General features: G+C 37.5%; 18 protein-coding genes. 14 read left to right on the forward strand and 4 right to left on the reverse strand.

Features of this window, described 5'->3' with window-relative positions; translation table 11 throughout:
* The first annotated feature begins 147 nt into the window (after positions 1-147).
* The 5 genes from AC1M9P_RS01895 to AC1M9P_RS01915 all read left to right on the forward strand — a co-directional run bounded on the left by AC1M9P_RS01895 (position 148) and on the right by AC1M9P_RS01915 (position 5,065).
* Positions 148-1,545 carry an amino acid permease gene (locus AC1M9P_RS01895; RefSeq protein WP_481586585.1) on the forward strand — a complete coding sequence of 466 codons (1,398 nt, stop codon included), beginning with the start codon at positions 148-150 and terminating at the stop codon, positions 1,543-1,545.
* A gap of 150 nt (positions 1,546-1,695) precedes the next feature.
* A complete protein-coding gene (gene lptM / locus AC1M9P_RS01900; protein WP_035267033.1) occupies positions 1,696-1,890 on the forward strand; it encodes an LPS translocon maturation chaperone LptM in 195 nt (64 codons plus the stop codon).
* A gap of 46 nt (positions 1,891-1,936) precedes the next feature.
* Positions 1,937-3,181, forward strand: coding sequence for a diaminopimelate decarboxylase (gene lysA / locus AC1M9P_RS01905; RefSeq protein WP_481586586.1), 1,245 nt, complete (start codon positions 1,937-1,939; stop codon positions 3,179-3,181).
* An 11-nt stretch (positions 3,182-3,192) separates the two neighbouring features.
* A complete protein-coding gene (gene dapF, locus AC1M9P_RS01910) occupies positions 3,193-4,035 on the forward strand; it encodes a diaminopimelate epimerase (protein WP_035267038.1) in 843 nt (280 codons plus the stop codon).
* 112 nt (positions 4,036-4,147) lie between these two features.
* The gene (locus tag AC1M9P_RS01915) at positions 4,148-5,065 is read left to right on the forward strand and encodes a tyrosine recombinase XerC (RefSeq protein ID WP_035267040.1); all 918 of its coding nucleotides are present in this window, start codon (positions 4,148-4,150) and stop codon (positions 5,063-5,065) included.
* A 60-nt stretch (positions 5,066-5,125) separates the two neighbouring features.
* Here the strand turns inward: AC1M9P_RS01915 and AC1M9P_RS01920 are convergent, their stop codons facing one another.
* On the reverse strand, positions 5,126-6,796 hold the full coding sequence (locus AC1M9P_RS01920) for an amidase (protein WP_481586587.1): 1,671 nt from the start codon (positions 6,794-6,796) through the stop codon (positions 5,126-5,128).
* 336 nt (positions 6,797-7,132) lie between these two features.
* Here AC1M9P_RS01920 and AC1M9P_RS01925 point away from each other — a divergent pair, with 336 nt between their 5' ends.
* Both AC1M9P_RS01925 and mtlD read left to right on the forward strand, forming a co-directional pair.
* A complete protein-coding gene (locus tag AC1M9P_RS01925; RefSeq protein WP_035267044.1) occupies positions 7,133-7,507 on the forward strand; it encodes a hypothetical protein in 375 nt (124 codons plus the stop codon).
* A 210-nt stretch (positions 7,508-7,717) separates the two neighbouring features.
* Positions 7,718-9,865, forward strand: a complete 2,148-nt coding sequence (mtlD, locus tag AC1M9P_RS01930) for a bifunctional mannitol-1-phosphate dehydrogenase/phosphatase (protein ID WP_481586588.1) — start codon at positions 7,718-7,720, stop codon at positions 9,863-9,865.
* 86 nt (positions 9,866-9,951) lie between these two features.
* Here the strand turns inward: mtlD and AC1M9P_RS01935 are convergent, their stop codons facing one another.
* Entirely contained in the window at positions 9,952-10,446 is a 495-nt protein-coding gene (locus AC1M9P_RS01935) for an Lrp/AsnC family transcriptional regulator (protein WP_092765973.1), read from the reverse strand.
* A 112-nt stretch (positions 10,447-10,558) separates the two neighbouring features.
* Between AC1M9P_RS01935 and AC1M9P_RS01940 the strand changes: the two genes are divergently transcribed.
* From AC1M9P_RS01940 to serC, 7 genes are all read left to right on the forward strand, one after another.
* On the forward strand, positions 10,559-11,167 hold the full coding sequence (locus tag AC1M9P_RS01940; RefSeq protein ID WP_481586589.1) for a LysE family translocator: 609 nt from the start codon (positions 10,559-10,561) through the stop codon (positions 11,165-11,167).
* Between the two features lie 452 nt (positions 11,168-11,619).
* Positions 11,620-12,372, forward strand: coding sequence for an electron transfer flavoprotein subunit beta/FixA family protein (locus AC1M9P_RS01945; protein ID WP_035266425.1), 753 nt, complete (start codon positions 11,620-11,622; stop codon positions 12,370-12,372).
* Between the two features lie 18 nt (positions 12,373-12,390).
* Positions 12,391-13,323, forward strand: a complete 933-nt coding sequence (locus tag AC1M9P_RS01950; protein ID WP_035266428.1) for an FAD-binding protein — start codon at positions 12,391-12,393, stop codon at positions 13,321-13,323.
* Between the two features lie 331 nt (positions 13,324-13,654).
* Positions 13,655-14,164, forward strand: coding sequence for a hypothetical protein (locus AC1M9P_RS01955; protein ID WP_481586590.1), 510 nt, complete (start codon positions 13,655-13,657; stop codon positions 14,162-14,164).
* A gap of 304 nt (positions 14,165-14,468) precedes the next feature.
* Positions 14,469-17,417: a DNA gyrase subunit A gene (gene gyrA / locus AC1M9P_RS01960; protein ID WP_481586591.1), complete on the forward strand. Its 2,949-nt coding sequence runs from the start codon at positions 14,469-14,471 to the stop codon at positions 17,415-17,417.
* Between the two features lie 77 nt (positions 17,418-17,494).
* On the forward strand, positions 17,495-18,340 hold the full coding sequence (locus tag AC1M9P_RS01965) for a hypothetical protein (RefSeq protein WP_481586592.1): 846 nt from the start codon (positions 17,495-17,497) through the stop codon (positions 18,338-18,340).
* 189 nt (positions 18,341-18,529) lie between these two features.
* Complete coding sequence (serC, locus tag AC1M9P_RS01970; RefSeq protein WP_481586593.1) at positions 18,530-19,612, forward strand: 3-phosphoserine/phosphohydroxythreonine transaminase; 1,083 nt, start codon at positions 18,530-18,532, stop codon at positions 19,610-19,612.
* Positions 19,613-19,696: 84 nt separating this feature from the next.
* Here serC and AC1M9P_RS01975 read toward each other — a convergent pair whose 3' ends face one another.
* Both AC1M9P_RS01975 and AC1M9P_RS01980 read right to left on the reverse strand, forming a co-directional pair.
* Positions 19,697-19,846, reverse strand: coding sequence for a hypothetical protein (locus AC1M9P_RS01975; RefSeq protein ID WP_171076764.1), 150 nt, complete (start codon positions 19,844-19,846; stop codon positions 19,697-19,699).
* Between the two features lie 33 nt (positions 19,847-19,879).
* The gene (locus AC1M9P_RS01980; protein WP_481586594.1) at positions 19,880-20,821 is read right to left on the reverse strand and encodes a hypothetical protein; all 942 of its coding nucleotides are present in this window, start codon (positions 20,819-20,821) and stop codon (positions 19,880-19,882) included.
* Positions 20,822-20,905 lie beyond the last annotated feature (84 nt).

Here is a 20,905-nt window from a genome sequence, read left to right on the forward strand (position 1 = left end):
TGAATAAATGATCATTCTGGTTATATATAAGAAAAATGAATTAATACTTTAAACTAATTAGAAAATATTGATCGTGCTAATTTTCTTTTTGAAATCTGATTTTTTTCAGTTAAGTTGTGCCGATTAATATATTTGGTGAATTTGAAAATGTCAGATCAAAATATAAATTCGCCTCAGCAAAATGGTGAATTACAACGAAGTCTATCCAATCGACATTTGCAGTTAATTGCAATTGGAGGCGCAATTGGAACAGGTTTGTTCATGGGCTCTGGGAAAACAATTAGCCTAGCAGGTCCTTCAATCCTTGTAATTTACATGATCATCGGTTTCATGGTTTTTTTAGTGATGCGAGCACTAGGCGAATTGTTGCTTTCAAATTTGCAATATAAGTCGTTTATTGATTTCTCCACGGATTTAATTGGACCATGGGCAGGTTACTTTGTGGGCTGGACCTACTGGCTGTGTTGGATCACCATCGGTATCGCAGATTTATCGGCGATCATTTATTACCTTCAGTTCTTCAATAATGGGATGCCTTTTAGCCCCGAAGAAGGGGTAATGATTAGCATCGCTGCAATCGTATTTATCATGGGATTGAATCTTGTTACTGTGAAACTGTTTGGTGAATTAGAATTCTGGTTTGCTTTAATCAAGATTATCGCAATTGTGGTTTTAATTGGCGTTGGCTTTTGGATGATATTTACAGGTTTCACATCTACATCAGGTGAAATCGCAGCATTCAGCAATATTTGGTCACACGGTGGGATTTTCCCAACTGGTGCAATCGGTTTCTTGGCAGGCTTCCAAATCGCAATTTTTGCTTTTGTGGGTGTAGAACTGGTGGGTACAACCGCAGCTGAAACTAAAGATCCTGAAACGAACTTGCCGAAAGCTGTCAATTCGATTCCTATTCGAATCATTATTTTCTATGTTTTGTCGTTACTGGTGGTGATGTCGGTTACACCATGGAATAAGATTGATCCGAATATTTCCCCATTTGTAAACTTGTTTAGTCAAGCAGGTATTGCAGCCGCTGCTATTATTATGAATTTGGTTGTATTGTCTTCAGTAATGTCATCGATGAACAGTGGCGTATTCTCAACCAGCCGCATGCTGTTTGGCTTATCGCGCGAGACTCAAGCTCCTGAAGCTTTTGGAAAACTAAATAAGCGAGCTGTGCCAGCGAATGCCTTGTATTTCTCAGCAGTATGTTTGTTACTAGGGGCAGCACTGCAATACTTCGTACCGAATACGGTGGAAGCATTTACTTTAGCGACAACACTTTCCACCATTTTATTTATTTGTGTTTGGTTGATGATTATTTGGAGTTATGTGGTGTATTACAAAACACGCCCAGAACTTCATGCCAAATCGACATTTAAACTACCAGGTGGATTGGTGACATGTGCGATTGTTGCTATATTCTTTATTGGCATGATTGGAGTATTGGCTTTAGAAGATGATACTCGCCGTGCATTGATGGTGAGCCCGATTTGGTTTGTTATTCTGATCATTGGTTATTTTGGTTTTTATAAGAAAAAATAAAAACTTATAAATGATTTGCAATTTAGGTCAAAAGAAACGTCAGTAATTACTGGCGTTTTTTTATTTCTGTTATTAATCTGTTGCGTTAAATACTTTGGTGAATTAGATGATCAAGGTATACTTCTATAAATTTTACTGATAGGTGTGGGTATGCGTATTTTGATCGGAGTTATCAGTGCAGCCGTTGTTTCAATCTTGGCTGGATGTGGTCAGACTGGTGCATTACAACTACCCAGTGATCCAAACTATGACAAGCGAGCACAATATTTAATTTATAAAAACAGTGATCGCCCAAGTCAGGATCAAGCTGAACCTAAAGCAGATGCTGTACCTACTCAAGATTAATATTCATTTATTTTTTTCTCCAGCGCAATTTAGAAAGGATACATCCATGAGTTTCCCTCGCATTCAAGGGGTTTTGCACGCAGAACAATGTTCATTGGATCAACTTGCTCAGCAATTTGGTACACCACTTTATGTTTATTCAAAAGCAACTTTTGAAAAACATTATTTGGATATGGATCGTGCTTTTAACTTTATCGATCACCAAATTTGTTTTGCAGTGAAGTCAAACTCAAATATCGCTGTTCTAAATGTGTTGGCGAAACTTGGTTGCGGTTTTGATATCGTGACTGGTGGTGAATTAGCACGTGTTTTACGCGCAGGTGGTGACGCTTCTAAAATTGTCTTCTCTGGTTTGGGCAAGTCTGAAGCTGACATTCGTCAAGCATTAGAAGTGGGTATTGCTTGTTTTAATGTGGAATCATATGCAGAGCTTGACCGTATTCAAAAAGTTGCAGCAGAACTTAACGTAAAAGCTCCAATTTCACTTCGGGTAAATCCAGATGTTGATGCCAAAACACATCCATATATCTCGACTGGTCTTAAAGAAAATAAATTTGGTATTCCTTCTGATTCGGTATATGAAACTTATCAGTATGCAGCAAGTTTAAGTCACTTAGATATCGTAGGAATTGATTGTCACATTGGTTCACAATTGACTGAAACTCAACCTTTTGTTGATGCACTTGATCGTGTCATGAACATGATTGAAGCATTGAAAAAATTAGGGATCAACCTCAAACATATTGATATTGGTGGTGGTCTTGGTGTGACTTATAAAGATGAAGTTCCACCGACAGTTGAAGAATATGCAAATGCTTTACGTCCTGCATTAGAAAAACTTGGTCTTAAAGTGTATATGGAGCCAGGTCGTAGTATTTCGGCGAATGCTGGCGTATTGCTGACGAAAGTTGATCTTTTAAAACCTACCAATCATCGCAATTTTGCAATTGTTGATGCAGCAATGAATGACTTGATTCGTCCTTCTTTGTACGAAGCTTGGATGGATATCCAAGAGGTTAATCAAAATTCGAAAACTGAGAAAAAAGTTTGGGATGTGGTTGGTGCGATCTGTGAAACAGGTGACTTCCTTGGTAAAGAGCGTGAACTTGCGATTCAAGCGAACGATCATTTGGCCGTTTTAGGTGCAGGTGCTTATGGTTTTGTGATGAGTTCAAATTACAACAGCCGAGGTCGTGCAGCAGAGGTGATGGTTGACGGTGATCAAGCACACTTAATTCGTCAACGTGAAACGATTGAGTCTCTGTGGGAACGTGAGTCCTTATTGCCTTAAGGAGACAATAGATGTTGCTAGAATTTACTAAAATGCATGGTCTGGGTAATGACTTCATGGTGGTTGATTTAATCAGTCAACGTGCTTATTTAGATCCTGTCATGATTCGCCGTTTGGCTGACCGTAATTTTGGCATCGGTTTTGATCAGTTATTAATTGTTGAAACACCAGATCATCCGAACGTTGATTTCAAATATCGCATTTTTAATGCGGATGGTTCTGAGGTTGAGCAATGCGGCAATGGCGTTCGTTGTTTTGCCAAATTTGTTCATGATCGTCATTTAACCAATAAAACTAAATTCAAAGTGCAAACAAAGGCGGGGATCGTCGAGCCTGAGTTGGGTGCGAATGGATGGGTGCGTGTGAACATGGGGTATCCGAAGTTCTTACCGAACCAAATCCCATTTCTAGCAGAAGCGCCTGCTGCTTTATATGATTTAGCTTTAGCGGACAATGAGACGATCAGCATTGATGTGGTTAATATGGGAAATCCGCATGCAGTGACCATTGTGCCAGACGTGTTAACTGCTGATGTTGCTAAAATAGGCCCTCAAGTGGAATCTCACGAACGTTTTCCTGAGCGTGTAAATGCTGGATTTATGCAGATCGTTGATGAAAAACATGCTCGATTACGAGTTTTTGAACGTGGTGTGGGAGAAACATTAGCTTGTGGTACAGGTGCATGTGCTGCTGCTGTCTCAGGTATGCGCCGTGGTTTATTGTCTAGCAATGTGGAAATCGAACTTGCCGGCGGTAAATTGCTGATTGAATGGAAAGAGGGAGATGTGGTGTGGATGACTGGTCCAACTGCAACGGTTTATGAAGGTCGTTTGGATCTACGTTATTTTCAATAAAACTTATTTCCTGACTAAAAAGCCCTGAAATTCAGGGCTTTTTACTTTATGATTTGTTGGAATGCCCACGAGTATTGATGATTAGACATCGATTCAATAGAGAGAAAGCCAAATGCAATATGGCGCAATGCAATTGCTGTCAATGTGGTTGAAAGAGAGAAAGATTCAAAATCAATCTGAGCATACGCTTGAGGCGTATTTCCGTGATGTGTCTGGTTTTATTGACTTTTGTTATGAAAAGAAAATTGAATTAAATCAGGTTGAAGCATCTGATTTACGAGAATATATGGCTTATAAGGTTGAACAACATCAACTCAATAGTGCAAGCTTACAACGTCATTTAACAGCCATTCGTCAATTCATGAAATGGGCTGTGGAAGGGAAATATCTATCGAATAATCCCATTCATGATTTTAAGTTAAAAAGACAGCCAAGGCCTTTGCCGGGTATGGTTGATGTCGAAACGATTCAGCAAATTTTGGATCAACCTGCACCTGAATCCTCTCAAGATCATCTCTTGTGGTTAAGAGATAAAGCTATTTTAGAGTTGCTTTATTCAAGTGGTTTACGATTAGCTGAAGTTCAAGGATTGAATATTCGAGATATCGATTTTACACGACAATTACTTCGAATTACAGGTAAGGGAAATAAAACTCGGGTTGTTCCTTTTGGTTTAAAAGCGAAAACAAGTTTAATTGAATGGCTCAAAGTCCATCGTATCTGGTGTGGAGACATTGAATTGGATTCCCCAGTTTTTATGACCAAAAAAGGGAGTCGATTGACGAATCGACAGATTGAAAATCGAGTCAAATTGCAAGCACAAAGAGCGGGTGTTAATGTGGATTTACATCCTCACTTACTGCGACACTGTTTTGCTAGTCATCTGCTCTCAAACAGTGGTGATTTACGAGCAGTTCAAGAAATGCTAGGTCATAGTAATCTATCTACGACACAAATTTATACTCAGTTAGATTTTGATCGTTTGGCTCAAGTCTATGATAAAGCTCACCCTAGAGCCCAAAAATCTTAATCCTCAGTATTAAGTATATTGAATATACTTAATACTGTACTGAATGATAAAGTTATCTGTTTAAAGTGCTGGTGTGTGTATAGGTATCATACGTGCGGGATTCACTTTTTGGAATGCGACTGCGATTTCAAATAAAGTCGGCTCATCAAATTCACGAGCAATAAACTCGATGTTAACATTCATAGGATAACTACTGCGACTTGAGTTCACTGATTTAGCAGGCATAGATAATGCAGGAAAACCACTAAACGGACTTAGGCGATTATTGGTACCTGTGGTCGGGCTACTTCCTAAATTGCCAGCAAACCCAGTAATAGAAGGGTAGGCTAAAGCGTCGTATTGTACGCCTTTACGAGTACCATCTAGTTCAACATTATTTAAAGCGCTATTCATGCGTAAGCGCACGAAAGGACTTCTTTCAGTGGTGTTGCGCTCATAATTCTCAATATATGATGCACTTGTTGGATCAGAATTATAGCCGCTGAAGTTACGGATCATTAGTCCACTAGCGAGTAAATCTTCATACGATTGGTAAATACTTCTTGTGGTCTTTAAATACTCTGTAAGTGATATTTTAAATTCAGCACTTGAAAGACTCGAATAACGTGTCAAAATTGTATTTAGATCGCTTATTGTAACTATTTCTACAGTCGCTCCTGCCTCTTCAAGTTTAGTAATTGCGTTATCCATTGCTTCTTTAACGAGATTGTAGTCTTCTTTCTGTTGAGTGGTTGAACCTTCGGAAGGGTAAAGTGCTTGTACTATACCAATACGCTTTCCTACAAGACTTACAGTGTCATGAGGAACGTAGCTATTCGGTTGATTAATCAATTCGCGGTAAGCAGACTCTGATTTTAGAAGAGGAGAAGTACGTGAAAATTCACTACGTTGATTTGAACTTAATGAGCTATCGAATCCGATCATTGCATCCATTAATTTTGCACAGTCAATAGCTTGTCTACACATTGGTCCAGCAGTATCTTGAGTTGGTGCCAGTGGAATAATTCCATCTTGACTCAAAAGACGTAAAGATGGTCGTAAACCGACAAGACCCTGTACTGATGAAGGCACACGAATTGATCCTCCCGTATCAGTTCCTATTCCCACCATTGCAAAACTTGCAGATATAGCAGCGCCAGTTCCTGATGATGAACCACCTGGGCCTTTACTTAAGTCATACACATTTTTAGTTTGATCACCTAGAGTTGATTTTCCACCAAAGCCGAAAGCGAACTCATCAAGATTGGCTTTTCCTAAAATGATTCCGCCATTTTCTTTAATATTTTTTATGATATAGGCATCATCATTTGGAAAATTATCTTTTAATGCTACAGAACCTGCTGTGTTCGCCATATCTACAGCATCAATATTGTCTTTAGCGAGTACAGTGACACAGTGAAGAGGTCCTGAAAGTTTTGAATTCTTTGCAAATTGTTGGTCGAGCATTTCTGCTTCTTTAAGTGCATTTGGATTTAAAGAAATAATGCTATTGAGCTCTGGACCTTGTCGATCGTAAGCTGATATACGATTTAAATAACTTTGCACAACATTAACACAAGATGAACCTTTGCTTAAAATCGAGTTATGCAAATCAGTAATGGTTGCTTCTACAGGATTAAATGGGACAGGAGGCGGCGTGTTAGAATTATTTGTGCTACTTTCATTGTCACCACAGGCTGTTAAGAAAGTTGCTATCGTCACAACAAGCAGAGTTTTTTTAAATGTGATCATGTGCATTCCCCAGATTAAGTTCAAACTGGTTAAGCAATGAATGTGCCACTCTAAAAATGAATGAAATTTACAGTTTTATGCTCCAGAAAATAGCTAATAACCATTGATATAAATAAAATGCGTTAATTTAATGCGAATAAAATTATTTGAAAAATAATGTATTGTTGGGATGGAGCTTTTGAAAGCTGCGCGTTTAAAAATAATTTTCCCTTAAACTTTAGCTTAAATTTTTAGAATTGATTTTTTTTAATACTATTTTTAAGGTATAACTTTAATAGATGGATTTAAGTTGTATATAAATTAAAAAATATTTTGCAGGAATGATTAGGTCAAGCCATGATTGACAATATTGATCAAAAGTATCAGCAACTCTCTTCAGCACAAAAAGACATTTTTGCAGGCTATGGTTTACGTCAGGTGAAACATTTTGTGGAAATCAATCTCCCGACGATAGAAGCTGCTCTACCCAACAATGCCTATGTGCAGGGTATTAATACTGAAGGAAAAATCCAAGCGATTGATCCAGTAGCATCTAAGACTTATCTGTGGATTTCTGATCAGCAATGGCAAGAAAGACCTATTGCAGATCAAGGAGTTGATTTGAAAGAAGACTTTATTGAAGTTTGGAAAATTTTTGAACTAGAACAATATCCTATTATTGAATTGAGTCACGTCCATCGTGATTACTTGGCAGCGCTCAATCAAGTTTGAAAAAAAACATTTAAAAAACAGGGCTAATAATTTTAGTTCTGTTACTTTGTAGAAAATTAAATTTACCTGTTTCCAACAACTCAATACATAAAGATAAAAATATTGATTAAATAACAATCAATTTTGTTTCATATATTTATTCTGCCTATTCGATTCAGTCAAATTCTTTACACTTGTCTAGTAATTTTGAATTTTTTTGGAGAGGGGTAAATGATTAAATTTCATGAAAATAATATCCATGCCGCCATTTTTGATATGGATGGCACAATGTTTGATACGGAGCGACTTCGTTTTCAAACGTTGAAGCAAGCATCATTAGAGCTCATTGGAGTCGAATTTACAGACGCTTATTTATTATCTTGTTTGGGTCTGAGTGCTCGTAGTGCCGAAAAACTAGTAAATCAGCAATATGGTCAAGAAGTGCCGTATGCGGAAATTAGAAAGCGAGCAGATCAGCTAGAACTTGAGCATGTAAGAAAATACGGAGTGCCGATTAAATTTGGACTCATGCAAGTTCTTGAACGTTTAAGAAAGTCCAATCTGAAAATGGCAGTAGCAACTTCGAGTCGACGTGAAATAGCTGAAGAGTATTTAATCAATGCCAATGTATATAAGTTTTTCGACATTATCGTATGCGGCGATGAGGTTGATAATGGAAAACCACACCCAGAAATTTTCTTAAAAGCTGCTGAGCAACTGAACATTGATCCAACTTTATGTTTAATGTTTGAAGACTCAGAAAATGGAGTGATGTCGGCGTTTGAAGCGGGTGGATTAACAGTATTACTTCAAGATATCAAAGAACCTAATTCAACCATGCTCGAAAAAGCGAATTTCTTTTACGAAAGCATGCATGATTTTCTGGAAGATTTGAATCAATTTACACCAAAATTAAAAATGCCTGCTCTATTTGACCCTTTTCCTCAGACTTTAAATCAGCATGTCGTGGGGATACATGGTTTTGGGGCAATAGGTGGTGGCTATATTGCCCAAGTATTGTCTCATTGGGATGGATATACTCGACCAAAACAAATCTATGCTTCAACGCGGAATTCACTCTATAGAAATAGTGTGAATACTTTTGGTGGTTACAGTATTCGTTATGGGCAACACTCTCATGACGAGCGAATAGACAATATAACCGTCATAGATGCATCAAATATTGAAATGATGCAGCACATGTATATTGAATCAAGTTTAATTGCACTGTGTTTACCTGAAAAGGCAATCGAGCAAGAGGCTAAAACCATTGCTCAAGGGTTGTATGCGCGTTATATCCATTTTGAAGAACAGTTGAATCCTCTAACAGTTTTAATTATTTTGAACAAAGTAGGTGCAAAATCGTTAATTGAACAACAGATTTGTAGTGCTTTGCATGAAATTACGGATGCGAAGACGGTCAATATCATCATGTCGCAGCACTATTTTTGCGATACAGTAGTCAATCGAATGGTAGCGAAAATTACAGATCAAAAATTATTTAGACAGTTAAAAATCAAATACAACATTTTTAGACATGTGCAGGATGAGCATGATTTAGACGTGACGGATGTGGATGAAGGGACGCGTTTAAATGCTGAACAAGAACAATTGGCTACTCAGTATATTGACGATCTATACGAAAAATTCAAATCGGCGCATATTCTACAGAATCTAGAATTAATCTTATTTCATGCCGAAACAGATATGCCGCTTTATGTGGAAAATAATAGTCCTTTATTGGAAAAAATGCGCCAAATGATTCTGGTTGAAGAGATTGAAGAGATACAGTTAATCAAAAATCGCATGTGGAATGGTGTGCATGCAATGACAGCATGGGCTGCAAGTTTTCGACAATATGAAACGATCGGGATTGCACTGTCTGATGAGCAAATTTCTAAATTTATGTTGGCAGTACTCCATGAGGTTAAAGTTGGATTAAAGGATCTACTACCACATCGAAAAGAAAATTTAGAATTGTTGGCGAAGAGTTTTATCGACTCTTGTGAGACGGCTTATAAAGACCCATGTGATCGAGTGGCACGAGACCCATATCGTAAGTTAGGTTTTGGTGAGCGGGTACTATCTTCATTGGCATACAATTTTCAACGTGGTAAGCCTTATCAGGAAATTTTCAAAGGGCTTGTATTGGGTTATGCATACGTTATATTGAAGGAAAATCAACGACTTGAAGGTGTGATTCGGCATTTTGCTCAGCAACTTAGTCAAACTGAATTGGAACTTGAGGATCAATTGTATTTACAGGAAGAGCTGAAACGAAGACTCAAAATTTGTGATCCTAAATTGAGTGAATCAGTGGATCAGCATGTACTTTTAGAAAAAATTTTGAATGAAAAAATCGAGGTTGAAAAAACTTAAAGCATTGAACATTTAACTTTTTAACTTGATCAAAATGGATAATCGGTCCGATCTAAAAAGTCAGTCGGATCGATTGCTTTGTGGTGTCAAATTGATTGCAGGGGCAGTTGATAGCTTTGTTTAATGATTTGACTGGGTAAATCCGTTTTCACACTGGTAATCCCATTTTTTTTGGTTAAGTGTTCTGACTGAAATTTACGATAGTTCTCCAAATCAGGTACGACAACTTTTAACATCGCATCACATTCGCCCAAAATAATATAGCACTCCATGACTTGAGGGAGTTCTTTCATCGCCTCAATAAAAGTATCGATGGTTTCAGCGTCTTGTCCCACCAACCAAATACGCGAAAATAGAATAAGTTGTAATCCGATTTTTTGAGGATCAACAATGGTTGTGTATTGCTGGATGACTCCAGCATCTTCGAGAATTTTTACGCGTCTTAAACAAGAGGATGGTGATAAGCCAATCTCTTTGGCTAAATCATTATTTTGAATTCGACCGTTGGTTTGAAGTTCATGAATGATACTTTTATCGATACGATCTAATTTAACTGAAATTGATTTAGATATTATTTTCATATATTAGAATTAGATTCTAAAAATTAAAGAATAAATAGAATATTTGAAATCCTATTTTATGTAAATTCGAAGATACTTTTTTTTCATTTTCATTAATGATGGAAGAAAGAAAATGTCTACCTATTGGTTATTTGCTTTGACCGTTATCCCTCTTATTTTTACGCCTGGTCCGGATATGTTATTTATTCTGTCACAGGTAATGGGTAAAAATGCGAAAGCAGGCGTTATGGCGACTTTAGGGGTGTGTTTGGGTTATTTCGTCCATTCTTTTTTAGTCGTTGTAGGTATTGCGGCTATCATTATTTCTTTCCCTATTATTTTTGAAACGATCAAATGGTTAGGAATCTGTTATTTGCTTTATTTGGCATTTAATTTAATTCGATCTGCGCTTAATCACAAAAATATTGAAATTAAACAAAGTCAGGTCAATAGTCCGATTAGACGCGGTTTTATAACATCCTTACTTAATCCTAAAGCTATGCTCATTTATTTTGCGATTTTGCCTCAATTTATTAACCAGCATACCTCTTCGATTATGGGACAGGGGATTGTCTTATCCCTAATCTTCATTGGATTATGCTTAATTATTTATTCATCATTGAGTTTTGTATTTGCATTTTTGACACAGAAAACAGGGATAAATGAAAAACGTCAAAAATGGATTGATGGTGGTTCGGGAGTGATGCTTTCATTGGCAGCAACATGGCTCATTGTGAATTAACATTAAAAAAGCGCAAACTAATGTTTGCGCTTTCTATTCAAATAGAATTAACTTTGGTTAAATTATACTCAAAAAGGATAGCTGTTATTGTAATTTTTGCTGTCTGTTATGACATTTTTTACCTCAAATTTGGTGACTCACGCCAACGCTTTTCAACGTAAAATAAGAGTCTACAGCATCAATTCAACTGATGTAGTTAATAAATTAAAAAAATATTAAAAATCAAAGTTTAATTTTTTACAAAAAATATTGAAAAGCTGACAAATTTATTAACAAAATAATTTCGTGAACGCTCCGTTCAACGAAAATTACGCTTTTTTACAGCAGTTTTGTGAATTGTGACTTGACCGAAATGCCAAACACATTGCAAGATAGGACACCTAAAAATTTTAAATGAAGAGTTATTATAACTTTTCTGAATATTTACTTCTGTTAAAACAGCCGAGGATTACATGAAGGCTCTTGTTGCTGTAAAACGTGTGGTTGATGCCAACGTTAAAGTTCGCGTAAAGCCGGACAATAGTGGGGTTGACCTTACTAACGTTAAAATGTCAATTAACCCATTCTGTGAAATCGCAGTGGAAGAAGCGGTTCGCTTAAAAGAAAAAGGAACTGTTTCAGAAATCGTTGTTGTTTCTATTGGTCCTAAAGAAGCGCAAGAACAAATCCGTTCTGCAATGGCGCTTGGTGCAGACCGCGGTATCCTAGTTGAAGCTGATGATAGCCAACTTGGTGCTTTAGAAGTTGCGAAGATTCTTAAAGGCGTTGTAGACGCTGAACAGCCACAACTTATCCTTCTTGGTAAACAAGCAATTGATGACGACTCTAACCAAGTTGGTCAGATGCTTGGTGCATTACTTGGTGCTGGTCAAGGTACATTTGCTTCAGAAGTTAAAGTTGAAGGCGATAAAGTACAAGTGACTCGTGAAATCGACGGTGGTTTACAAACTGTTGAACTAGCACTTCCAGCGATTATTACGACTGACTTACGTTTGAATGAGCCACGTTATGCTGCTCTACCAAATATCATGAAAGCACGTAAGAAACCGCTTGATACTAAATCTCCTGCAGATTTTGGTGTTAATCCTGCAACTAAGCTTAAGACTGTTAAAGTTGAAGCGCCTGCTGAACGTAAAGCTGGTGTTCAAGTGAAGTCTGTTGATGAGCTTGTTGAAAAACTAAAAAATGAAGCGAAAGTGATCTAATACAGAAGGATAAAAATCATGAGTATTTTAGTAATCGCTGAGCACGACAACAAAGCACTTAACGGTGCAACTTTAAACGTTGTAGCTGCGGCTCAAAAAATCGGTGGTGATATCACTGTATTAGTTGCTGGTTCAGGCGCTCAAGCAGTTGCTGATGAAGCTGCTAAAGTTGCTGGTGTAAGCAAAGTTCTTTTAGCTGACGATGCTGCATATGCAAACCAATTGGCTGAAAATGTAGCGAAGCTTGTTGCTTCAATTGGTGCAGGTTATTCACACATTCTTGCGGCGTCTACAACGACGGGCAAAAACGTACTTCCACGTGCTGCAGCACTTCTTGATGTTAGTATGATTACTGACATTATTGCAGTTGATGGTCCTAAAACTTTCAAGCGTCCAATCTATGCTGGTAACGCGATTGCAACTGTAGAGTCTGGTGAATCAGTTGTTGTTGGTACAGTTCGTGGTACAGCGTTTGATGCAGTTGCTGCTGAAGGTGGATCTGCTGCGGTTGAAGCTGCAACTTCTACTGGTGATGCGGGTATTTCTAAGTTCATATCTGAAGAAATCGTAAAATCAGAACGTCCAGAGTTAACAGCAGCTCGCATTGTTGTATCTGGTGGACGTGGTGTAGGTTCTGGTGAGAACTACCATAAAGTACTTGATCCATTAGCTGATAAGCTTGGTGCAGCTCAAGGTGCATCTCGTGCAGCAGTAGATGCTGGTTTCGTTCCAAACGATATGCAAGTTGGTCAAACGGGTAAAATCGTTGCGCCAGACCTTTATATTGCTGTAGGTATCTCTGGTGCGATTCAGCACTTGGCAGGTATGAAAGATTCTAAGGTGATCGTTGCGATCAACAAAGATGAAGAAGCTCCAATTAATGCAGTAGCTGACTACTGGTTAGTAGGTGACTTAAATACAGTGGTTCCAGAATTAGTTTCTAAAATCTAATTCAGCATTGCTGTACTAATGCTCTGATCGAGTAATGATTCATTTCATTTTACTTGGTCAGGGCATTTTTATATTTAATCATCAAAAAAATCTCATAAAACAAAATTATAGATTATTCTCATCAAGGGATCAGAATTTACCGTTTTATATGTTTTTTGTAATTGTGATATGATTCGCCATCATTTTTTAAGCTCATTCATACTTTCAATGTATTAATGAGGGAGTTTGTGTTTTGCTGGTCGACACCCGAATAACATTACCGCTTGTTCTAATCGCGGTCTCATGTTTAATTTTTCCATTATTTAATCAAGTCCATTTCAATGTGTTTGGTATGGAAGACGTGCGTCTGATTGAAAATTTACAGGCTCTTTTATTGTTGTCCTTTGCAGTTATTAGCTATTTTTACATAAAGCCTTTACAGCTTAGAGAAGGTAAGAAAGAGTTTTGGCTTTGGGCTGTTTGCTGGTGGGTTTTATTGTTTGGTCGTAGTACCAGTTGGGGGCGAGATTATTTCCCTGATGTCCCCAAAATCTATTTTCGAGGTATCTCAATTGTATTGATTGGGTCTGTGGTTTTTCCACTATTGAACCAAAAATTACGCACAGAGATTGTGAACAAGTTTAAGACAGCTATTATCCCAGTTTGGGCCTTGGTTTTGGCTGTGATTGGGCTCGTTGTTTCTGATGCGATAGAGCATCATCGCTTTATAGGGATGCTCCTGCTCACAGAAAATAGTAATGAAAGCTTACTCGAAGAGCTGTATGAGTTTCCGTTAATTTTAAGCTTATTTGCAATTTCTTTTAGTTTAATGAAAGCGGACAAGCGCGAACTTCATCATTGAAGAATATTCATGTATTTATAAGGATCCTTACGAGGATCTTTTTTATGTATAAGTAGCAAAAAAGTGATTTTTATCATTCATTTTAGGGCAATACTGTTTAAGAATTTTGTGTTGAAAATTTAGTCATTTTTATGAATAAAATTAAACAGATCATCCATAAAATTTAGGGACAAAAATACGGATTTGTGCTATAATTTTCGGCTGAGTTTTAGAATTTAGCTCCATAGATTTTGGGCTAATTTTTTGCAAGATTGATTATATAAATCGAGCAGTTTCTTCAAGCTGTTTGTAATAAGGAGTATGCATGAGCGTATCGGAAATTCGACCGATTGCCATTGAGGATGAACTGAAGAGCTCATATCTCGACTATGCTATGAGTGTCATTGTCTCTCGTGCACTACCAGACGTTAGAGATGGTTTAAAGCCAGTTCATCGCCGTGTTCTTTATGCGATGCATGAGCTTGGAAATGATTATAACAAAGCTTACAAAAAATCAGCGCGTGTCGTTGGTGATGTAATCGGTAAATACCACCCTCATGGTGACTCTGCTGTATACGAAACAATCGTTCGTATGGCACAAGATTTCAGTTTACGTTATCAGTTGGTTGATGGTCAGGGTAACTTCGGCTCTGTTGATGGTGACAGTGCAGCAGCGATGCGTTATACCGAAGTGCGTATGCGTAAATTAACGCATGAACTGTTAGCTGATTTAGAAAAAGATACAGTAGAGTGGGAAGATAACTACGACGGTTCAGAGCGTATCCCACAAGTTATGCCAACTCGTGTGCCAAATTTACTCATTAATGGTGTCACGGGTATTGCTGTAGGTATGGCAACCAATATGGCGCCGCATAATATGACTGAAGTGGTCAATGCGTGCTTAGCCTATGCCAATAATCCGAATATCAGTATTGAAGGATTGATGGAACATATTTCGGGTCCAGACTTTCCTACAGGCGGTATCATTTACGGTAAATCGGGTATTGTTGATGCTTACCGTACTGGTAAAGGTCGTTTATTTATTCGTGGTAAGTACCATTTAGAAGAAGACCAAAAAACAGGTCGTACGACGATTGTATTCACTGAAATTCCATATCAAGTGAACAAAGCAAAAACGATTGAACGTATTGCTGAACTTGTGAAAGAGAAGAAGCTCGAAGGTATTTCAGAGTTACGCGACGAATCTGATAAAGAAGGGATGCGTATTGCAATTGACTTAAAGCGTGGCGAAAATGCTGAAGTAATTGTTAATAATTTATTCCAAAATACTCAGCTTCAAAATTCATTCAGTATTAATATGGTTTGCTTGGATAATGGCCAGCCAAAGCTGATGAATTTAAAAGACATCATTGCTGCTTTCATTCGCCATCGTCAAGAAGTTGTAACACGTCGTACGATGTTCGAATTACGTAAAGCGCGTGAACGTGGTCATATCTTGGAAGGTTTAACGGTTGCTTTAGCAAATATTGATGCCATCATCGAAACCATTAAAACCTCTGCGAATCCGCAAGAAGCACGTGAACGTTTGCAAGCAGGGGAATGGTCTGCAGGTGGCGTAGTTGCTTTATTAGAAAAAGCAGGTTCAGTATCTGTTCGCCCAGATGAAATTGAAGGCGAAGATCCTAATAAACCGTTTGGATTATCTGGCAATATTTATCGTCTCTCACCAACTCAAGTGGGTGCAATTTTAGAATTACGTTTGCATCGTTTAACTGGTTTAGAACAAGATAAGCTGCATGCAGAATATTCTGAAATATTGGCACAAATTGCAGAGTTGACAGCAATTCTTAATGATTTTGAATTGTTGATGAACGTGATTCGTGAAGAGCTAGCACTTATTCTTCAGCAATATGGTGATGAGCGTCGTACTGCGATTGTAGAATCTCGTGTAGATTTCTCTCGTGAAGATTTAATTCCAGAAGAGCAAGTTGTTCTAACGGTTTCTCAATCAGGCTATGCGAAAACACAGCCACTTTCTGATTATGCTGCGCAACGTCGTGGTGGGCGTGGTAAATCAGCAACGTCTATGAAAGAAGATGATTACATTCAACATCTGATTGTTACATCTAACCATGCAACAGTTTTATGCTTTACCAATGTCGGCAAAGTCTATCGCTTAAAAGTTTTTGAAGTGCCTCAAGCTTCTCGTGGTGCAAAAGGTCGTCCTATGGTGAACTTATTGCCATTAGATGAAAATGAGACAATTACTGCTATTCTGCCAGTGATTGATGCACCGAAGAAATTTAAAGAACGTCTAGCGGATTTCCGTCAGTTTGTTAAATCTCATCAAGTTCAATTACAGCAAAACGAAATCATTGCTGCACACTATGATGCATTAGAAAAATCATTTGCTGATCTAGCAGATGGTGACGATCTATCAGACGAATTGCGTACGCATCTGAAAGAGCTAGGTATTGAATTATCAACTACAGATCTTGATGATGAAGTAGTTGCTGAATTTGCTGAGCTTGCAGAAAACTTACGTAAAAACTTCTATGTCTTTATGGCAACGGAATACGGTACGATCAAGCGAGTTGAACTTGAGCAGTTCTCTAATGTACGTTCAAATGGTTTACGTGCAATCGAGTTAGCTGGAGATGACCGTTTAATTGGTGTTGCGATTACGGACGGTGAACAACAAATTATGTTGTTCTCGAATGAAGGTAAAGCGATTCGATTTGCAGAAACTGATGTGCGTGCAATGGGTCGATCTGCGAAAGGTGTACGTGGTATGCGTGTCACCATTGGATTGGCTCAAGCGGAAGAAATTGAAGACAATGATGTAGATTCAGAAGATGAAGATACGGATTCTAATTTCTTAAGCCGTATTGTTTCATTAGTCGTTGTCCCGGCAACAGGTGAAGTGCTATGTGCTTCAGCAAATGGTTACGGTAAGCGTACGCCAGTGGATGACTTCCCGACGAAGAAACGTGGTGGTAAAGGCGTCATTGCGATCAAGACATCTGATCGTAATGGTGAGCTGGTTGGTGCTGTAGCGATCGATGTCAGCAAAGAAGTCATGCTGATTTCTGATGGTGGTACGCTAGTACGTACTCGTGCATCTGAAATTGCTCAGACAGGTCGTAATGCACAAGGTGTACGTTTAATCCGCTTAGGTGAAAACGAGACATTGGTTGGTGTTGAAGCGATTGAAGCTGTTGAAGATGAAGAATTAGAAATTTTAGATGATTCAGAAATTTTGAATACTGAACCAGCTGAAACTTCTGAGCTTGATCAGCCATCAGAAGAATAATAATACATTCAAAAAAAGGACGCTGAGGCGTCCTTTTTTATAAAAGTAAGAATTATAAATAAAGGAAAGTATCGAATATGGATCAAAAAACTTTAGAACAAATATCAGAATTTATTTGTGGGAATGATCCTGAAAATCATCCTGAGTATAGAAGCGGTTCACAATTAACACAATTTTTTAGAAATGCAGGACTACCGTTTACTCATGATGGTTCAACAAGATCAAAGTGGGTTTTAGAAAAATTAAATGAAGCTAATAAAGAACAACTAGCGAATATTCTTAAAAGATTAGTGTCACCGAAAGAATATGCAGGTGATAAAGAGAAAATAAATAAAGCTTTAAAAATTTTGAATAAGATTCTCTATATAGAGGGTTTTGAAATGTACTTGGATCGTATAGATCCAAAATTTAGAAAAATTGAAATAGATTATTCAAATATTTGCGAATTAGAATCAGAACTTAAGTCTTATCCACCACCTAATTTCTTAATTCTAGGTCTAGAGATGAGGGTGGGTGAAATTTTACAGAATAGGTGGGTGGAAATACAAAAGTGTCTAGATTCGAAAGCATATTTAGCTTCAATGATATTAATGGGTAGTGTCTTAGAGGGGTTGTTATTGGGTGTTTTTCAACAAAATATGAGAGAGGCGAATCAGGCTCCAAGTGCACCTAGGGATAAAAATCAAAAAACAAAAAATTTTGCTGATTGGAAATTAGGTGAAATGATTGATGTAGCTCATCAGTTAGGTTGGATTGGTGTAGATGTGAAAAAGTATTCACACTCTTTAAGAGAATTTAGAAACTTAATTCATCCTTATGAGCATATGATTCAGGGATTTGATCCTGATGAAGACTCTACAAATATTTCTTGGTTAGTGGTGCAAGCTGTTATCAATGATTTAACAAAAAAATTAACCAATTAGAAAGATTCTTATATCTTTAAATATGGGGTGTTTCTCGTTTTATTAAAACTATCCTATAAATATACATCGTTTTTTTGATTCTGCTAAGGATAATAGATTGAAATAATTTCAACTTAAACTACTGCAACATAATGCCATCTGTGGTTAAATGCCATCATTTTATTGTGTTTCACTCTGAAAGGAAAAATCATGCGCGCGTACAACTTCTGTGCTGGTCCTGCTGCATTACCTACTGCTGTATTAGAAAAAGCTCAAGCTGAGATGCTTGATTGGCAGGGTAAGGGCCTATCAATCATGGAAATGAGTCACCGTAGTTCAGACTACGTCGCTGTTGCTGAAAAAGCAGAAGCAGACTTACGCAAGTTAATGAATATTCCTAACAACTACAAAGTGCTTTTTTTACAGGGTGGGGCTTCTCTACAATTTTCTGCGATTCCATTGAATCTATTAGGGAAAAATAACAAAGCAGATTATATCCATACTGGCATTTGGTCTGAAAAAGCTTTAAAAGAAGCAAAACGTTATGGCGAAATTAACGTGATCGAAGCTGGCATTAAAGATGCAGATGGTAATCTTGCAATTTCTGAAGAAAGTACATGGAATTTATCTGCTGATGCTGCCTATGTTCATTATGCAGATAATGAAACAATTGGTGGTATTCAATTTAAAAATATCCCAACTACGGATAAACCACTGGTTGCAGATTTATCTTCTAGTATTTTGTCGGCACCAATTGATGTTTCAAAATTTGGTCTTATTTACGCGGGTGCGCAAAAAAATATCGGTCCTGCTGGTTTAACATTGGTAATCATTCGTGATGATTTATTAGACCAAGCAAAAGAAGAAATTCCGAGCATTATGAAGTATTCAGCGCAAGCGAAGAACGATTCTATGGTGAATACACCGTCTACTTATGCTTGGTATTTATCAGGCTTAGTATTTGAATGGTTGCTTGAACAGGGTGGTGTAGAAGCAATTCATCAAGTGAACCAACAAAAAGCTGAATTGTTGTATGGTTATATTGATTCAAGTGACTTCTATGCAAATCCAATTGCAAAAGAATATCGTTCAATCATGAATGTACCATTTACATTGGCGAAGCCTGAACTTGAAAAGCAATTCCTGAAAGAAGCAGAGGAAAATAATTTATTAAATCTTGCAGGACATCGTTCAGTAGGTGGTATGCGTGCGAGTATTTATAATGCAGTGCCACTGGAGGGTGTACAAGCTCTTGTGAAATTTATGGATGATTTTGCGAAGCGTAATGCTTAAAAATCAGTTTGTAAAAAAGCCTGTCATATGACAGGCTTTTTTCATGCACTAAAACGAAGATGAAAGTGATCAACGCTAATTTTCTTAAAAAGCTGGAATAAGATTGGTAAAGTGGAAAATAAAAGCAGCGAGGAAAACACCTAAGAAAAAGAAACAGTAAGCACCCTTGTCTACTCGAATACGAGGGCGTGCTTGTTCCATTAAGCCTGTTGATTGTTCCGGTATAATTTTCATCTAGGAGCCTAAATATTACTTTATAGTTAAATCCTATTTATTTGATGTATTTTTAGCATAAATATTCGCCTGAATCCATATATTTCCACGAATATATTGACCAATTTCGAAATTTTTATAATTCTCATCCTTAGTCGCGATACGAATAAGTGTAGCAGGTTGGTTTTCTTCCAAAATAAGTGTTACATCATAAAGTTGATAAAATTGATTGTTGAACTGCATTTGGGTCTTGCCAACAACTTTTCCTTGGAACCAGGCCTCATCTTCCTGACCCATGGTTTCACCGTATAAGTAAGCTACCATTTTCGAAAAATCGACCGTTACAGGTTCTTTATCGGCATCTGATTTAGGTTCCCAAGCATCGATCAGCTGCTGTAAATTATCTGGCGCTACACCATTGTGTTCACTCAAAATTTCATTTAAAGCACGATGGTGTTTAATTGAAGCTGGATCATCCACAACAATTTGTTCTTGATCAGCAACCTTTTCTAGCTCATAAGCCCACGCATTTAATTGGACTTTATAAGATTGATTTTTTTGGTATTGAATTTGGTTCACGCTGTATAAGCTATCAAAAGCATAAACCACACTATTATCACTGACTTTTAATTGTAACACTGCTTGCGTGTTGGACTTACAAGTAATGATACGTTCAATCGTTGCGTTTAACGTATAAGGACTATCAAAAGTTGGGAAGGCTGTTTTGACTGCTTTAGGTTTATTGTCTTCTACAGCAATAACTTGCACCAATTGGATAGGTTGTTGTTTAGGTCCTTGAATTAACCAAACATTCGGATCCATATCTTGTTCTTCAGTACAAATCCCCATCGGCATGACAGGTGCATTTAGTGCTTCACTCAACCATTTTGGAACCTGAACAGTCGGATCATCAGTTAACAGCGCCCAATGTTCTACATGGCTACCAAAGCTTTGATCTTCTATCGTAATAATTTCAGGTTTGTTTTGATTGTTCATATGCTCATTCTAAGATTGAGTGAATTACTTTATGTAATATCGAGGATAATTGATATTTTTCAAGTCTTGAATTGTTTTTTCTTT

The sequence above is a fragment of the Acinetobacter sp. 25-47-122 genome (genome assembly GCF_056779695.1).

What these genes read in the sequence shown, in the direction of transcription:
- AC1M9P_RS01895 (WP_481586585.1), top strand. Translation starts at nt 148, where the DNA reads ATGTCAGATCAAAATATAAATTCGCCTCAGCAAAATGGTGAATTACAA.
- lptM (WP_035267033.1), top strand. Translation starts at nt 1,696, where the DNA reads ATGCGTATTTTGATCGGAGTTATCAGTGCAGCCGTTGTTTCAATCTTG.
- lysA (WP_481586586.1), top strand. Translation starts at nt 1,937, where the DNA reads ATGAGTTTCCCTCGCATTCAAGGGGTTTTGCACGCAGAACAATGTTCA.
- dapF (WP_035267038.1), top strand. Translation starts at nt 3,193, where the DNA reads ATGTTGCTAGAATTTACTAAAATGCATGGTCTGGGTAATGACTTCATG.
- AC1M9P_RS01915 (WP_035267040.1), top strand. Translation starts at nt 4,148, where the DNA reads ATGCAATATGGCGCAATGCAATTGCTGTCAATGTGGTTGAAAGAGAGA.
- AC1M9P_RS01920 (WP_481586587.1), bottom strand. Translation starts at nt 6,796, where the DNA reads ATGATCACATTTAAAAAAACTCTGCTTGTTGTGACGATAGCAACTTTC.
- AC1M9P_RS01925 (WP_035267044.1), top strand. Translation starts at nt 7,133, where the DNA reads ATGATTGACAATATTGATCAAAAGTATCAGCAACTCTCTTCAGCACAA.
- mtlD (WP_481586588.1), top strand. Translation starts at nt 7,718, where the DNA reads ATGATTAAATTTCATGAAAATAATATCCATGCCGCCATTTTTGATATG.
- AC1M9P_RS01935 (WP_092765973.1), bottom strand. Translation starts at nt 10,446, where the DNA reads ATGAAAATAATATCTAAATCAATTTCAGTTAAATTAGATCGTATCGAT.
- AC1M9P_RS01940 (WP_481586589.1), top strand. Translation starts at nt 10,559, where the DNA reads ATGTCTACCTATTGGTTATTTGCTTTGACCGTTATCCCTCTTATTTTT.
- AC1M9P_RS01945 (WP_035266425.1), top strand. Translation starts at nt 11,620, where the DNA reads ATGAAGGCTCTTGTTGCTGTAAAACGTGTGGTTGATGCCAACGTTAAA.
- AC1M9P_RS01950 (WP_035266428.1), top strand. Translation starts at nt 12,391, where the DNA reads ATGAGTATTTTAGTAATCGCTGAGCACGACAACAAAGCACTTAACGGT.
- AC1M9P_RS01955 (WP_481586590.1), top strand. Translation starts at nt 13,655, where the DNA reads ATGGAAGACGTGCGTCTGATTGAAAATTTACAGGCTCTTTTATTGTTG.
- gyrA (WP_481586591.1), top strand. Translation starts at nt 14,469, where the DNA reads ATGAGCGTATCGGAAATTCGACCGATTGCCATTGAGGATGAACTGAAG.
- AC1M9P_RS01965 (WP_481586592.1), top strand. Translation starts at nt 17,495, where the DNA reads ATGGATCAAAAAACTTTAGAACAAATATCAGAATTTATTTGTGGGAAT.
- serC (WP_481586593.1), top strand. Translation starts at nt 18,530, where the DNA reads ATGCGCGCGTACAACTTCTGTGCTGGTCCTGCTGCATTACCTACTGCT.
- AC1M9P_RS01975 (WP_171076764.1), bottom strand. Translation starts at nt 19,846, where the DNA reads ATGAAAATTATACCGGAACAATCAACAGGCTTAATGGAACAAGCACGC.
- AC1M9P_RS01980 (WP_481586594.1), bottom strand. Translation starts at nt 20,821, where the DNA reads ATGAACAATCAAAACAAACCTGAAATTATTACGATAGAAGATCAAAGC.